Below are 14983 nucleotides of genomic sequence, written 5' to 3'. Positions count from 1 at the left end.
AGCGAGTGAGGCGGAAGCGACAACCACCCATTCACATCAGTCATCGTCCTCCGTCAGCGGGTCGCTATCCCAATAGGTGTGGTTCGGGTCGTCTCTGAAGCAGGCGACGCGATGGCCAGCGGCCTCACCGGACTGTTGGAGTTGTGGGGCCACCTCTCGGCACGCCTCACGTGCTTCGGGACAGCGTGTGTGGAACCGGCACCCGCTCGGTGGGTTGACCGGATCCGGGATGTCTATCTTCCGCATCGGCGGCTCACCAGCCTCACCCGACTGTCGGGACAAGTTCGGCGTCGCCCAGCGGAGGACGTTCGTGTACGGGTGACTGGGGTCGCCGATGAGTTGGTCTGCCGGCCCGACTTCGACCAGGTTTCCGAGATACATCACCCCGATTCGACCGTCCCCGTGTTCTGCGAAGTACCGCGCGTTCGAGAGGTCGTGCGAGACGAACACGAACGAGGTGTCGAACTCCGACTGCAAATCGAGCATCAGGTCCATCATTTCGACCCGTAAGGAGACGTCGAGTGCGCTGATGGCCTCGTCTGCGAGGATCACGTCGGGATTCATCAAGAGCGCGCGAGCGAGCGCCACGCGCTGTTTCTCTCCGCCGCTGAGCTGGTGTGGGTACCGGTCTGCGAAGTCCGCTGCGGGGTTCATACCGACGCGCTCGAGAAGCGCGTGAATCCGCTCGCGGCGTTCGCTGGCCCCGACCGCTGGGGGAGTGAGCTTAATCGGCTCTGCGAGGATGTTCAGAATCCGTCGATTGGGGTTGAGCGAACTCCCGGGGTCCTGATGGATAATCTGGAGCGACGACCGAATCTCGTCGAACGGTATCTCTCCGTTGCCGTCTTTGGCGGCCCAGATGTCCTGTCCCCTGTACGTCACCGTCCCGCCCGTCGGCCGCTGGAGTCCGATGGTCGTCTTGCCGAGGGTGGTCTTTCCGCACCCGCTTTCCCCGACGAGTGCGAGGACGTCGTTCTCCTCGATGTCGAGCGAGACGCCGTCGACCGCTTTGACCACGTCTGGCTCCTCGAAGAGGTCGAACAGTCCTTGCTCTGTTTCGAAGTGGACTTCGAGGTTTTCGAGTGAGATGAGTGGTTCGTCGTGCTGGTCGGACCCGGTCGACGATTCGTCGGCACGGCTCACGACCCACCACCTCCCGAGACCGGAACGGTCTCCTCGGAACGGTCGAAGTGCAGCGCAATCTCGTCTCGTGCGTCTTCCGCGTGGTGACAGGCGACGGCGTGGCCGTCGTCGAGTTGCGTGAACACCGGGTCTTCAACTCGGCACTCTTCGGTGGCGAGTGGACATCGCGGTGCGAAGGCGCACCCCTGTGGAACGTTGATGGGTGCCGGACTCTGTCCCTCGATCGGTCGCATCTCTTCGAGCGATGCTTCGATGTCGGGCGTCGCATTGAGCAACGCTCGCGTGTATGGATGCCCGCTATTCGCGATGAGTTGCTCACGGTCGCCGACCTCGATGAGTTGGAAGGCGTACATGACGGCCATCCGGTCGGCGAGTTCGGCGACCAGCGGCAGGTCGTGGGTGATGAACACCATCGTCAGGTCGTACTTCTCCTGTAAGTCCTCGAGGAGCGTCAGAATCGACCGCTGCATCAGGAGGTCGAGTGCGGCGGTCGGTTCGTCCATCACCAGCACCTCGGGTTCGAGAACGAGCGACAGGGCGATGAGTGCCCGCTGTTGCATCCCGCCGGAGAGTTCGTGCGGGTACGACGTCAGCACGCGCTCCGGGTCGAGGTACAGGTCAGAGAGGAGTTCACGGGCGAACTCCATTCCAGACGTGACGTCGGCGTCGTGGGCCTTCAGCGTCTCTCTGAAGTGCCCGCCGATCTTCATCGTCGGGTTGAACGAACTCATCGCGCCCTGGAAGACCATCGACACCTCCTCCCACCGGAACTCCCGAAGTTCGTCGTCGGAGAGTTCGAGCACGTCGACTGTGGTCCCATCGTCGCGGTGGTAGCGTATCTCACCGGACAGTCGTCCGGGGTCGGGGATGGCGTCCAGCATCGAGTCGGCGAACATCGACTTGCCGCTTCCGCTCTCGCCCACGATGCCGAGAATCTCGCCACGTTCGATAGACATGCTCACGTGGTCCAACACGAACGTCTCGCCGCCGTCGTACGTGACGGCCGCGTCGTTGATCTCGATGATTGGGTCGTCTGTCGTCATAGTTGTCGTCGTTTCGCGCTGTTTGGCAGTCATCTACAGTACCTCCGTCATGCCGGTGTCTTTCTCGTCGGCCGAAGCGGTCGACTCAGACTCCCCCGTCAGCCGAGTGCGGACACGCGGGTTGAACACGCGGTCCATCCCCTGACCGAGGAGGATGAGGCCGACCGAGAGGCCGATAATCGCGGCCATCGGGACGAGAAGCCAGTGTGCGGCACTCCAAGAGAACAGGGCACCACCATTGTACGCGAAGTTCAGGGTGACGCCCCAGTTCTGGTCGGAGTACGGCAACACGCCGAGGAAGAACAGTCCGATCGATGCGAACACGACGTACCGGGCGGCGAACACGAAGTTGACCGTCACGTACGGCATGATGTTCGGAATCACGTCCTTCAGGATGATTCGCGGCGTGCTCACGCCCATCGTCCGGGAGGCTTCGACGTAGTTGTTCTCTCGAATCGTCAGCACCTGTGAATGGATCGACCGGCCGAGGCCAGCCCAGTAGTTGATGTTGATGACGATTCCGAGCAGGATCGGGTTCTTGGGATTGAACGTAATCGCGAGAATCATCACCAGCGGGAGCCCGGGGATGGCCATGACGAAGTCCGATATCGACATCAACGCGCGTCCGACCGAACCGCCCTTGTACCCAGCGACGGTCCCGACGAGGACGGCGATACCGGTCGCCCAGAGCCCACCCGAGGTGACCATCAGCAAGATGTCTGGAGTCGAGTGGATGATGAGTGCGGCGAGGTCCGTCCCCGACGCAGTCGTCCCGAGCGGGTACTGCATGTTCTCGAACAGCGTCAGGTACCGAGGGGCCTGACTCGTCGAAGGCGCTCGCCAGAGACCGAGGACGGCCACGAGCGCCAACGACACGTAGAACCCGATGATGAGCAGTCCGAGTCGGGTTCTGCTGTCCGACCACGCGACGAGCATCGGTTTCAGGACGGTTTCCTCGTAGAACTCTCGAAGTCGCTCCGCACGAGTCACCGTCACCGACGACGAGGCCGACCCTCGCCAGTCGACGCCGGCACCGTCGGTAACCACTGCGCTGGACTCCGCCGCGCTGGACTCTTCTCTCTCAGTACGCTTCATCAGAACCTCCGGCACTGATTCGCGGGTCGATCTTGCTGTAGGTCAGGTCGGCGATATAGACGCCGACGATGAGCGCGACGGTGATGATGAGGAACGTCGCCATCATGAGCGGGTAGTCGTTCGCCTTCAGCGCGGCGAACATGTAGTAGCCGAGTCCGGTGTACGAGAATATCTGCTCCAGAATGACGGTCCCCGACAGGCGGAATCCGAGGAGCAACAGGAACCCGGTGTACATCGGAAGGATGGCGTTCCTCGCGACGTACCGAGTCGCGATTCGGCGGTCGGGGAGCCCGCGGAGTCTCGCGACCCGGACGTAGTCGTTACCGAGCACCTGGATGCTGTTCCCGCGCATGGCCAACGCCTGCCCGCCGATCCCGCCCAGCGTGTACGAGAAGATGGGCAAGAGACTGTGTTCGAGCGCGCTGAGCACGAACGGGACGCTCAGTTCTTTGTCGACGTTGGTCCCGACTGTCCCCGCCGTCGGCAACCATCCCCACTGGTACGCGAAGACGTACAGCGAGATGACGGCGACGACGTAGAAGGGGACGGACATGAGGCCGATCGAGAGGCCACTGAACGCCTTGTCGAACCGCGAACCTTCCCAGTAGGCCTGTAACGACCCGAGGAAGATACCGACGGCGAACATGAGAATCGTCGACACCAGGACGACGAACACCGTCCACGGCACCGCTTCGGCGATGACCTGCGCCACCGGTTCGCCCAGCGAGATCGACTCGCCGAAGTTCCCCTGCGCGACGGCGCCCATGTAGTCCAGGTACTGCCGCCAGAGCGGCGCGTTGGGGTCGATGTTCTGGAGGTTCGAAATCCGGGCGTCGACCTCGGATGCCGGAACGCCCTGCCGAAGCAGTTGCGCGCGCAACTGCGTGAAGGGTCCGCCCGGAAGGAGGCGAATCAGCCCGAACGTGAGCGTCGCGACCGCGAAGATGGTCGCGAACACCCTGGCCGTCCGACGGACGTAGTAGTTACTCATGGTTACGTTGCTCCACTTCGATTATCGCTCGGCCATGAGCTGTCCCTTGCGCGGGAGCCACTCGCTTGGCCACTTGATCGCTCGGTCGTCGCTCCCTTCCGCCGGGATGTCCCACTCGTCGGTGGTGAGCCACGACTGTTCGAGCTTCGCGACCAGCCCCAGTATTGGAAGGTTCTGGTTGTGGTGCCACGCGACACGCTTGATGAGTTTCTCCGTCGTGGCTCGGTCCTGCGTGGTCGAAATCTCCTGTGCCACCGAGAGTGGGTCGATAGTCATCTCGCCGCCGTCCATCCCGGGGACAGTCTGTTCGCCCTCCGGGAAGTTGTGGCCGCCGTCGATGTCCGGGTTCGTGAGCTGCCAGCGGAGCGGGAAGTACGGGAACGACGACCGGGCGCCACCGGGCAGCCAGTAGAACGCGCCGATCTTGAAGTTGGATTCGATGTAGCCGCCGAAGAAATCCCCCGTCGGCTTCTGGCTGATTTCGAAGTCGAAGCCGAACGCGTTCAACTGGTCGACGACAGTGTTCGTCGCCGTGGTCCAGTCCGTCCAGCCAGCGGGGGTGTAGTACGTCCCACCGAGGGTTCGACCGCTGCTGTGCGTCCACGTGCCGTCTTCCTTCGAGTAGCCGGCCTCGCGGAGGAGCGCGGCGGCTTTGTCCGTCTGCGACGCCGCCATGCCGTACCCCTCGAAGGAGTCGTACGCGTCACCGAGCCACGATTCCTGGTCACCCGGGGCGATGCCAGTCACCTTCGGTGCGGGCGCTTTCGTTCGCGGCCCTGCGTTATCAACGACCTGCTGGCGGTTGACGATGTGAGCGACGGCCTGCCGGACGTTTCGCTTCCCGAAGTCGGGGTCGTCGTGATTGAACAGGACGCCGTACCCCCACTTCGCAGAGATGGTGACCTCTTCGACGGAGTCGGGGAAGTTGCCGACGATCTTCGGCGGCGCGAAGAGGCTCGTGACGAAGTCGAGTTCGCGGCCCATCAGGCCCTGTTGGAGTGCGGTGTTGTCCGCCCGCGAGAGAAGCGAGATGCCCGCGAAGTTGATGTTTTCAGCGCCGTAGTATTCGGGATTCCTCGTGAGTTCCCACGACTGCTTCGACTTCGACGCGACCGAGAAGGGGCCGCTCGCGACCACGTCTCCCTCGTATTTGAACTGCTGGAGCTCCTCGGCTTCTTTATCGAGGAACTGTTCGAAGGTCGGATGGTACGCGAACAGTCGGAGTGAGCCGTTGGCGAGCGTGTGTTTGATGACCTCCGGGTTGGACGGTCGCTTCAGGTTGAGAACGACGGTCTTGTCGTCGTCGCCCCGTTCGACGCTCTCGGTGAAGTCCCAAAGCGACGTGTTCATCTTCTTCATCAGGCGGAACTGCGTCAGGACGTCACGCGCGGTCACGTCCTCGCCGGTATCCCACAACAGGTCGTCCCGGAGCGTGAGTGTCACCGTCTGGCCCTCGATGGACCACGAGTCGAGCGCGGCTAACTCGAACTCGCCGGTCGAGAAGTTGTAGGCGGCGAACCGTTCGAAGACGAAGTTCCCCGCTCGTGGGTCGTAGTTCTGTGTCGCTTCCGGGTTCAGGTGGAGGTTCGTCGGCACACCGTTGTTCGTGGCACCGACCATCTTCTTGTCGAGGACAGTCGTCCCACTCGTCTCGGAATCGTCACCGCCTGCATCGTTCCCGTTGGACCCGGTCGTGTCCCCGTTCGACCCACCGTCGTCGGTCGTTCCACCTCCGGTAGAACCACCACTACACCCCGCAAGGGCTGCGATTCCGGTTGCACCGGTTAGTTCGACGAAACGGCGCCGGCTAATCAAGTCGCTAAAGCGGTCAGTACTGTCTGACATGGCGTACTGATAACAAACCACAGTCATTGTTAATAAACATTTGGTTAGGTGTAGCAGATGGCTGTTGTGACAGTTCTCCCAAGAGGGCCACACCGGACACGTCGGCGTCGGAGAACACGGCACAGTCGCGCTCTCGTCGCGAAACACGGCCGTCTGAGCGACGCTCGTCACGCGTTGGCAAATGTATAAGTAGTAGCGGCCTTCTCTTCGCCGTATGCAGTCAGAAAGCAAGCATCCCCCTTACAGAGATGAGACTCTCCCGACCGAGAAGCGCATCGAGGACCTTCTCGACCGAATGACGGTCGAAGAGAAAGTCGGGCAACTCGTCGGCACGTGGGCGGGACAACTTGATGGGTTCAAATCGGTCGAAGACGTCGAAGACGAAATCGTCGAATCCGCAGTCGGTGCTGTTGCGTCGTTCGGGTGGGCAGGAGCGCTCGACTCTCGAATAGACGACATCGTAGAGACGGTCAACCATCTTCAAGAAGTCGCGCTGTCGAAGACTCGACTCGGTATCCCGCTGTTGTTCAACGTGGATGCCGTCCACGGTCACGCGTACGTCGCCGAAGGAACGGCGTTCCCGAACGGACTCGGGATGGCGGCAACGTGGGACGAAGACGGCGTCGAGAGGGCGGCAGCGGTCACTGCAACCGAAGTCCGGAAGTCGGGGGCACAGCAGAACTATTCGCCCACGTGCGACGTTGCTCGAGAGCCGCGGTGGGGCCGCACCTTCGAGACGTTCGGCGAGAGTCCATTTCTGTGCGGACGGATGGCGGGTGCGATGGTACGCGGGTACCAAGGCGACGGCCTCGACGACCCCAACTCCGTGGCGGCAACCGCGAAGCACTTCCCGGCCTATAGCGAGCCCGCACGGGGGGAAGACACTGCCCCCGTCGAAGTGTCCTCGTACCTCCTTCGAAACGTCTTCTTACCGTCGTTCCTCGACGCGATTGACGAGGGCGTCGCGTCCGTTATGCCCTGCTACAACGCAATCGACGGGAAGCCCGCACACGCCTCACGCGACTATCTCACGGACCTTCTGCGAGGGAAACTCGGATTCGATGGAACCGTCGTCTCTGATTGGAACGGGGTCCGGATGCTTCACGAGGACCACCACGTCGCGAGCGACCACCGCGAGTCGGTCCGGATGACTCGCAACGCTGGACTCGATGTCGCATCAGTCGATGCGGTCGCGCACGCGGACCATCTCGTGTCGCTCGTCGAAGCGGGGGCGGTTGCAGAGCACGCTCTCGACGAGAGCGTCAGGCGCGTCCTCGACCTCAAATTCCGGCTCGGGCTCTTCGAAGACGCGTTCGTCGATGCGAACGAAGCGCGAGACGTCGTCGGTGCCGATGCGCATCGAGCCGACGCGTTAGCGACCGCGCGGAAGTCGATGACGCTGCTTCAGAACGACGACACGCTCCCGTTGGACCCCGGTGCCGACGTTCTCGTCGCTGGACCGAACGCAGACACCCCCGTTCACCAACTCGGTGGCTGGAGCGTCCCCGACGAAGCGGGCACCGACGTCATCACAATCAAAGACGGAATCGAATCCGTGTGCGATGGGACGGTGACCTACGAGCGGGGGGCGACGGTAACCGACCCAGACGATATCGACGCCGCAGTCGAAGCGGCGAAGGATGCGGACGTCGCGGTGGTCGCCGTCGGAGAGAACTGGTATATCCACGAGTTTGGGCCGACCGCGGAGAGCGGTACCGCCCCCGACGAGTTTCCGAACCGAACCACGCTCGAACTCCCCGATGCGCAGCGCGAGCTCGTAACCGCGTTGCACGAGACGGGGACTCCTGTCGTTGGCGTCCTCGTCACCGGTCGACCGCTGGCCGTGGAGTGGATGGCAGCGAATCTCCCCTCGCTGTTGCTGGCGTACTACCCGGGGACAATGGGTGGCCAAGCCGTCGCGGAGACGCTCTTCGGGGCGTGCGACCCCGGCGGGCGATTACCGATTTCGTTCCCTCGGTCCGCGAGTCACCTTCCCACCCGGTTCAATCACTTCCCGCACCCGACACCGATCGGTCCCGACGAACATCTCCCGTCGTACGACCCACTCTTCGAATTCGGTCACGGGCTGAGTTACACCGAGTTCGAGTTCGGCTCGATGACCGTGACGAACGAGCGGATGTCACCCCACGGGACCACGACAGTCGAACTCCCCGTGGAGAACGTCGGGGACCGACGCGGTTCGACCGTCGTACAGGTGTACGTCACCGACCAGGCTGGAACGCGCGTAACCCCGGTCCGGGAACTCTGTGGGTTCGAGCGTGTCTCGCTCGACCCCGGAGCCACAGAGACGGTGTCGGTCCCCATCGATGCGGCATCGATCGGGCGCGTCGACGAAACCGGCAGGGTGTTGGCGATTCCGGGTGAGTACACCCTTCGTGTCGGCGAGCAAGCTGTCACGATTACCGTCGAACCGAAGTCCGACTGACCGGCCTCGTCGCGGACTGTGTAACCCGTTCCGAGCGAGGTTTTCGGCGGCGATATTTTTCCTGGCGGTTCTTCGTGGAGAGAGCGCCGCCACTACGTGTCCCCCTCTCGACGCCGCGGCGAGAACAGACACGGAACTGCCTCCTGTTGAGCCGTCGCCCGCGTTTCGTGAGGCTCTCATGGACGACCTTTCGGGCCGTCGTTCGGTATCCTACGGGAACCCATCGTCTGGCATTCGGCCACATGAAACACACATATTCAGAATATCAGGACATTTCAGTGAAAGATTGAGAAAACAACTCAGAGTAGCGTAAGTTTACTGAAAGAGATTATGCCCTTGAAACCGGCTTTAAAGGGCATGATGCCCGTGTTTCTGATTCGGATAGACTAGAATACTAAGGAAGCAGACACAAGCAAATTTTCTGTATAGGGCGCTGAAAAATAAGTACGCCGACATTCCAAACGCCTGATTGACGGCTTCTAACGGCGTATCTGGGAATGGCGTCCGAATTGGTTCGCTCCTCGGTAGGGGCACGAAGCCGTGTCGCCGGCTCAGCTATCATATCCTAGAGTATATCTGGGTCGTAGCCGGGATATCTATTACAGACTTAGGCCCGTAATGACTTGGTGTGCCCGCCGTTCGCGACGTTCCCCAACGGAGACTCGGACAGCCATTCAGCAGTTGAATCGTGCCTCGAGACAGGCACCACATATTCGACTGGCTCTGGGTGAGTCGTGATCTCGGTGGCGGTGTCTCAGACGGCCTCCCGAGGGTAGTATATCGCCCACCAACGACACCCGAATTGCTGACAAGAAAGTAACCATCTCTGATGGAACCCGCACGGTGAATCGTTCGCGAGCGACGGCAGTCGTTTCGAAGCGGTCGAACTCCCCCGCACAGGCGGTTTACCACGTACTGGTCGAACGCAAACGGCTCCCGGAACCAGGGCCGGACATCAACGAAGTATTCATGGTGAACGATTGTGTGGGTGCGGGTATGGACCGCGAAACGCTGACGAACGCACTCGAGTACGCGGACCTCACGTCGTACCAAGCCGACGCCTATCTCACACTCCTCGAGATGGGCGTCTCGCCTGCTATCGAGGTGGGTCGTGAGAGCGCCGTCCCCGTCTCGCAAGTGTACGACGTTCTCCGGAGCCTCGAATCGAAGGGGTACGTCGAAACGATCGAACGAGAGAAACTGTACGTGCAACCGTGTGACCCGGAGGCGGCGATGGCGGACCTAGAGTCCAGGGGTGAACTCCTCCACGATGCCGCCGAAGCGGTCCGCGAGCGGTACCGAACTCCCGAGCGGATGGACGCGAGAGTCGGCGTCACCAAGCGTGTCGAGACAGCAGTCGAGAACGCACAGGACCTCATCGACGACGCAGAAACCGTCGTGGAGGTCGCCGGGTCGTTCGAACAACTCCAGTCGCTTTCTCCGGCGCTTCGAGAGGCCCGCGACCGAGGTGTCGTCGTCCGTGCGGCCGTCTACATCGACCAGGACGATGAACCACCCGCGGCGTTCGACCCGAGTGGGGTGCTCTCGGAACTTCGTGTGTGTACCATTCCGGGACCGTACCTCGTCGTTATCGACCGAAACCGGACGTGTTTCGGACCGAACACGCGCTCCGACGAAGACTACGGCGTCCTCGTCTACGACCGCATCCTGCCGTTTGTCTTTCACTGGTTCTTCCTCACCTGTCTGTGGAACCTGTACCCGACCGTCTACCTCGACGCCGAAGACCAGTACACCTACGTCACCATCGAGGAGTTCATTCGGGATATCGTCCCGCTTTGGGAACGCGGGTTCGAACTCGGGGTCACCGTCGAAGGCGTCGACCTTGCGGATGGCGGAGAGACGGCTGTCGAAGGGAGCGTCGCCGACATCTCGTTCTACGGAGACGAGCGACCGCCGTCACGGCTGGCGCTGTCCGACCTTGGGGCGTACAAGAACCTCACACTCGACACGGGCGACGAAACGGCCGTCGTTGGCGGGTGGGGTGCTGTCTTCGAAGACATGGAGATACGGACGATCACCTTGGAGCGTATCGACATCGGAGAGACACCGTTCACCCACGAGAGACGGGACTGACGGGCCAGCGCTCGCTGGCTTCGAGCGGCCGACGACGGCTGCGGGACGGCCCCGGTGAAACGGTCGGGAGAACGGTCAGAACGCCGAACTGCTCGACCGGACACCGCATCCGAACCCGGATGAGATGTCGCAAAAGATTACGGGCATATCTGTGTCATGGCTGTCGGGGGGCGGGCGGTTCAGTCGAAGCGCCCGGCGTTCGAACTCCGCGCCGCCATGTTCATGTTCACTTCGATGATGTTGGCAGTGCTCGTGACCATCTCGGGGATGGTGTCGCGGAACTGCTCGCCCTTGATTCGGCTCGTCGGCCCGGAGACGCTCAGCGCGCCGAGGACGGTGCCGTTTCGGTCTCGAATCGGTGCGCCGACGGCGCGGAGGCCTTCGATTTCCTCCTCGTCGTTGCAGGCGTACCCCCGCTCGCGGATGGCGTCGAGCTCGTCGAACAGCGCGTCGCGGTCGGTGATCGTCGCCTCGGTCTTCGCCGGCAGGCCGTGTTGGTCGACGATTTCCGCCACCCGACTGCGCGGGAGGAACGCGAGGATGGCCTTCCCGGTCGACGACGCGTGGAGGTTGTCCGGGCGCTGAATCTTCGAGCGCTGGTACTGGCTGCCGACCGCGCGCTCGCCGCGAACCTTGAGCAGGCTGATTCGCAGGCCGTGCTGTTCGGTCGAGAGGTGGGCGTACTCGCCGGTCTTCTCCGCGAGCGCCTCGACTTCCTCCTTGCCGACTTGGTAGAGTATCTGCTGGTTGCGCACGTACTCGCCCAGAAGCAGGAACTGGAGGCTGAGATGGTAGCTGTCGCCGTCCTTGGCGACGAGGTTGTTCTTCCGCAGGGTCGCGAGGTGGTTGTACACCGTGGACTTCGAGAGGTCGAGGTAATCGACCAACTCGGCGACGCGCGCCCCGTTCAACTCCTCGAGCGCCCTGACGACGCTGACCGCCGTGTCCACCGTGCTGAGGGTCCGCGACGGCGCATCGGTGTTGGGGTTCTCGGGCATGCTACGAGAACGTCTATCGGGTGTCATAGCTGTTCCGAATATCTTGCAATCGAAACGTGTTGGGCAAAATCGGTGTCGAGACAGGGGCTCGAAGGCGGTTTCGCTCGATAATTGTCAACCCCGACTCGAAGCCGGAGTCGTCCACCCCCTCGCCCAGCGCGAGCGCGGATGTGCGCATCCCCCGAGACACACCGGAGGCGACGGCCACTGCCCGCGATCCCTGCCTGTCAGATGCGTAGAATCGTCGTACTCCCGGTGTTTCCGCTTGTTGACTTCGGTACCGAGAGATACGTCGCCTGCGACTCCGATAGTCGTTGTATTTGACGGCAAAGCAGCGGTACAGAGTTGTCCACGAGTGATTTCGGCTATCGTGGTCCGTGGCTCGCTGGACGAGAACCCGAGCGACCCGAGACCACTCCAAGCGGGAATCCGACATCTCCGGCGGAGCGCGTCCGACGCTCCCGGAACGCGACCGAGACGACGCCGTTGGGTGAGCATGCCGGGTGCGTGTCACATAGCGAGATTGGCGATGCGGTCGGGACGAAACGGCGGCAAAGACGCGAGTAGAGCGCTAAACTATCGGAACGCGAAGACGGAGTGGCAGAGAGGGGTGGGTCGTCGGCGACGGCTCAGGCAACGACTCACGCGGCGGCGAGGCGAGCGAGCGTCCCCGCGAGAACCGACGCTGCGGTCGCACAGTCGGCCCAGTCGGTCCATTCGCGCGGGTTGTGCGAGAGGCCGTCCGCCGACGGTGCGAACAGGAGCACGGCATCGGTGACGGTGGCAACATTTGCAGTATCGTGCATCGCCGCGGAATGCATCCGTTGGGCGTCGATATCCTCGGCCGCGGCGGCGGCGAATGCGGCGTCGACGCAGTCGTCGGCCATCCGACTCGGGCGCTGGTCGCGGTAGCGGTCGAAGCTCGTCTCGACCGGGTGGGTGGTTTCGAGGCGCGCGAGCGCGGCGTCCGCTCGCTCCGCGATGGCGTTCATCGCCCGGTAGTTCACGTCGCGGATGTCCATCTGCAGCGTGACCTCACCGGGGACGATGTTGCGCGCGTTCGGGGTCACGTCGAACTGGCCGACGGTTCCCACGGCGGTGGCGCTCTGGTTCTGCGCCACGTCGTCGGCCGCGGCCCGGAAGTCGACGACGAACTCGCTGGCGGCGACCAGCGCGTCGCGGCGCTCGTCCATCGGCGTCGCGCCGGCGTGGTCTGCCTCGCCGACGATGTCGGCCGCGCAGGTCGTGATACCGGTGATGGCGTCGACGACGCCGACCGACGCCCCCGCGGACTCCAGGAGCGTCCCCTGTTCGATGTGGAGTTCGGCCCACGCGTCCCACTCCGCGGCCGCGATGGTGTCGGTTCCGCGGAAGCCGATGGCGTCGAGGTGCGCTGCGAGCGTCGTGCCGTCGGCGTCGCGGAACGCGAGCGCGTCGTGGGCGTCTCGCGCCCCCGTTGCCACCGACGACCCGAGCAGGCCGTGCGAGAAGCGCGCGCCCTCCTCTTCGGTGAACGAGACGACGTCGATTGGGCGGTCGAGGCTCACGTCGGCGTCTCGTTCTTGGAGCGTTCGGACCGCTTCGAGCGCCGCGTAGACGCCGAGCGGGCCGTCGAAGATGCCACCCTCGGGGACCGAATCGAGGTGACTCCCGGCGGCGACGGGGGCCGCGTCGGGGTCGGCTCCCTCGGGGACCCACCGCCCGGCGACGTTGCCCACGGCGTCGATGCGGACCGAGAGGCCGGCGTCGCGCAGCCGCTCGACGAAATATTCGCGAGCGCGTCGGTCGGCGTCGCTTCCGGTCAGGACGGTTCGGCCGCGTCCCGCCGGCGCGTCGATGTCGCCGAAGCGGGCGTTCGCTTCGATGTCCTCGCGGAGTCGCTGCTGGGAGGCCTGCATGTGCGACTCAACTCGCAAACGATAGCTAATAATTGTGTGCGTTCGTGGCAGATTCTACGGGTCGGCGGCGGCGACGACGGCCGGGACGCGCGGCTGGTCGGGGTCGGACAGCCGGGTCGAGTCGCCGCGTTAGAGCGTTCGAATCGTCTGACACACCACGTCGACGCCGACGTCGAGGGCGTCTTCGTCGATGTCGAACCGCGAGGTGTGGTGGCCGAACTCGTTGCTCGCGCCGATACCGACGTAGGTCGCCTTCCCGCCGTGGTCCTGCACGCGCCGGATGAGGTAGGAGGCGTCCTCGCTGCCGCCGATGTCGAGTCGCGGGACCGTCTCGGTCACGTCGTCGAGGTCGGCCGCCGACGCGAGGACGGCCTCGACCATCTCGTCGTCGGCCGTGAACGTCGACGTCTTCCCGTACAGTCCCGTCTCGACCGACACGTCGTGCATGCCCGCGGCGTGGTCGAGCACGCGGCGGGCCTTTTCCAGCATGTAGTCGTTGAGTTCGGCGGTCCTGCCGCGGACCTCGACGCGGAGACGCGCCTCTTCTGCGATGATGTTCTGCGGGTTGGGGGACTCGAACTTCCCGACGTTGATGCGGGTCGCACCGTCGGCGTGGCGCGGAATCCCGTAGAGATTCTGGACCGCTGCGGTCGCCGCGTGGAGCGCGTTGCGCCCCTCGTTGGGCGCGTTGCCCGCGTGGCTCGGCGCGCCCTCGAAGGTCGCGTCGAGTTTCGCGTTCGAAAGCGGGTTCTCGTAGGCGGCGATGACGGTCCCCGTGGGGTTGCCGAGACCGAGGTGGAGCGCGAGGAAGTAATCGATGTCCGCGAGCAGGTCGGTCTCGCTCATCGGCTTGCCGCCGCGGCCGCCCTCCTCCGCCGGCTGGAAGAACAGCCGAAGCGTACCGTCGAACCCGCCGTCGTCGTCGATGTCGCGGGCGATGCCGAGGCCGATGGCGGTGTGACCGTCGTGGCCGCACGCGTGCATCTCGTTGGGGTGCGTGCTCGCGAAGCCCAGTTTCGCGGGGCGGTGCGCCTCGTCGCTCGACTCGGTGCGTTCGAGGGCGTCCATGTCGACGCGGACGCCGACGGTCGGCCCGTCGCCGAAGGTCTTCTCGGCGACGAGCCCCGTGATACCGCCCATCCGTTCTAGGTAGGCCTCGGGTGCGCCTTCCTCGCGTGCGCGTTCGATTGCGGCCGCGACCGCGTCGTCGTCGGGGACGCCGAGTCGCTCGTCTTCGGCGACTGCGTCCGAGCCGAGGTGGAGTGTGAACTCGCGGTCGTCGAGCGCGGCGGCGATGAGGGCTGTCGTGCGGAACTCCTTCCACCCGGACTCGGGGTGGGCGTGAAGGTCCTGTCGTAACTCTCGCAGGGAGAGCGTGCTGGCGTACGCCATGAAGCCGACATTGCAACCACCCCGTTAAACTGTTTGGG

General features: G+C 63.6%; 10 protein-coding genes. 2 read left to right on the top strand and 8 right to left on the bottom strand.

The annotated features are described in order from the left end of the window. Positions 1-36: 36 nt before the first annotated feature. The 5 genes from C454_RS12130 to C454_RS12110 are packed head-to-tail and all read right to left on the bottom strand — an operon-like array spanning position 37 to position 5892. Positions 37-1143, bottom strand: coding sequence for an oligopeptide/dipeptide ABC transporter ATP-binding protein (locus tag C454_RS12130; RefSeq protein WP_004976052.1), 1107 nt, complete (start codon positions 1141-1143; stop codon positions 37-39). Continuing rightward, positions 1140-2186 (bottom strand): ABC transporter ATP-binding protein, encoded by a 1047-nt coding sequence (locus tag C454_RS12125; RefSeq protein WP_004976050.1) that lies wholly within the window; start codon positions 2184-2186, stop codon positions 1140-1142. The genes C454_RS12130 and C454_RS12125 overlap by 4 nt, the downstream gene beginning before the upstream one ends. Positions 2187-2219: 33 nt before the next feature. After that, the gene (locus tag C454_RS12120) at positions 2220-3281 is read right to left on the bottom strand and encodes an ABC transporter permease (RefSeq protein ID WP_394324755.1); all 1062 of its coding nucleotides are present in this window, start codon (positions 3279-3281) and stop codon (positions 2220-2222) included. Beyond that, positions 3268-4272, bottom strand: a complete 1005-nt coding sequence (locus tag C454_RS12115; RefSeq protein ID WP_004976045.1) for an ABC transporter permease — start codon at positions 4270-4272, stop codon at positions 3268-3270. Before C454_RS12115 ends, C454_RS12120 begins: the two co-directional genes overlap by 14 nt. Before the next feature lie 21 nt (positions 4273-4293). Beyond that, complete coding sequence (locus tag C454_RS12110) at positions 4294-5892, bottom strand: ABC transporter substrate-binding protein (protein ID WP_004976043.1); 1599 nt, start codon at positions 5890-5892, stop codon at positions 4294-4296. A 520-nt stretch (positions 5893-6412) separates the two neighbouring features. On the opposite strand from C454_RS12110, the gene C454_RS12105 reads away from it, so the two are divergent. Together C454_RS12105 and C454_RS12100 are read left to right on the top strand one after the other, a co-directional pair. Beyond that, complete coding sequence (locus C454_RS12105) at positions 6413-8563, top strand: glycoside hydrolase family 3 N-terminal domain-containing protein (RefSeq protein ID WP_004976041.1); 2151 nt, start codon at positions 6413-6415, stop codon at positions 8561-8563. A 996-nt stretch (positions 8564-9559) separates the two neighbouring features. Further along, positions 9560-10657: a TrmB family transcriptional regulator gene (locus tag C454_RS12100; RefSeq protein WP_004976039.1), complete on the top strand. Its 1098-nt coding sequence runs from the start codon at positions 9560-9562 to the stop codon at positions 10655-10657. A 179-nt stretch (positions 10658-10836) separates the two neighbouring features. Here C454_RS12100 and C454_RS12095 read toward each other — a convergent pair whose 3' ends face one another. The 3 genes from C454_RS12095 to C454_RS12085 form a co-directional block, all read right to left on the bottom strand. Next, on the bottom strand, positions 10837-11655 hold the full coding sequence (locus tag C454_RS12095; RefSeq protein ID WP_004976035.1) for an IclR family transcriptional regulator: 819 nt from the start codon (positions 11653-11655) through the stop codon (positions 10837-10839). A 641-nt stretch (positions 11656-12296) separates the two neighbouring features. Then, entirely contained in the window at positions 12297-13553 is a 1257-nt protein-coding gene (locus C454_RS12090) for a hydantoinase/carbamoylase family amidase (protein ID WP_004976033.1), read from the bottom strand. Between the two features lie 129 nt (positions 13554-13682). Continuing rightward, positions 13683-14945, bottom strand: a complete 1263-nt coding sequence (locus C454_RS12085) for an amidohydrolase (RefSeq protein WP_004976031.1) — start codon at positions 14943-14945, stop codon at positions 13683-13685. Positions 14946-14983 lie beyond the last annotated feature (38 nt).

The organism is Haloferax gibbonsii ATCC 33959 (assembly GCF_000336775.1).
In the GTDB taxonomy this organism is placed as follows: domain Archaea; phylum Halobacteriota; class Halobacteria; order Halobacteriales; family Haloferacaceae; genus Haloferax; species Haloferax gibbonsii.
This window is presented reverse-complemented; position numbering and strand designations above follow the sequence as displayed.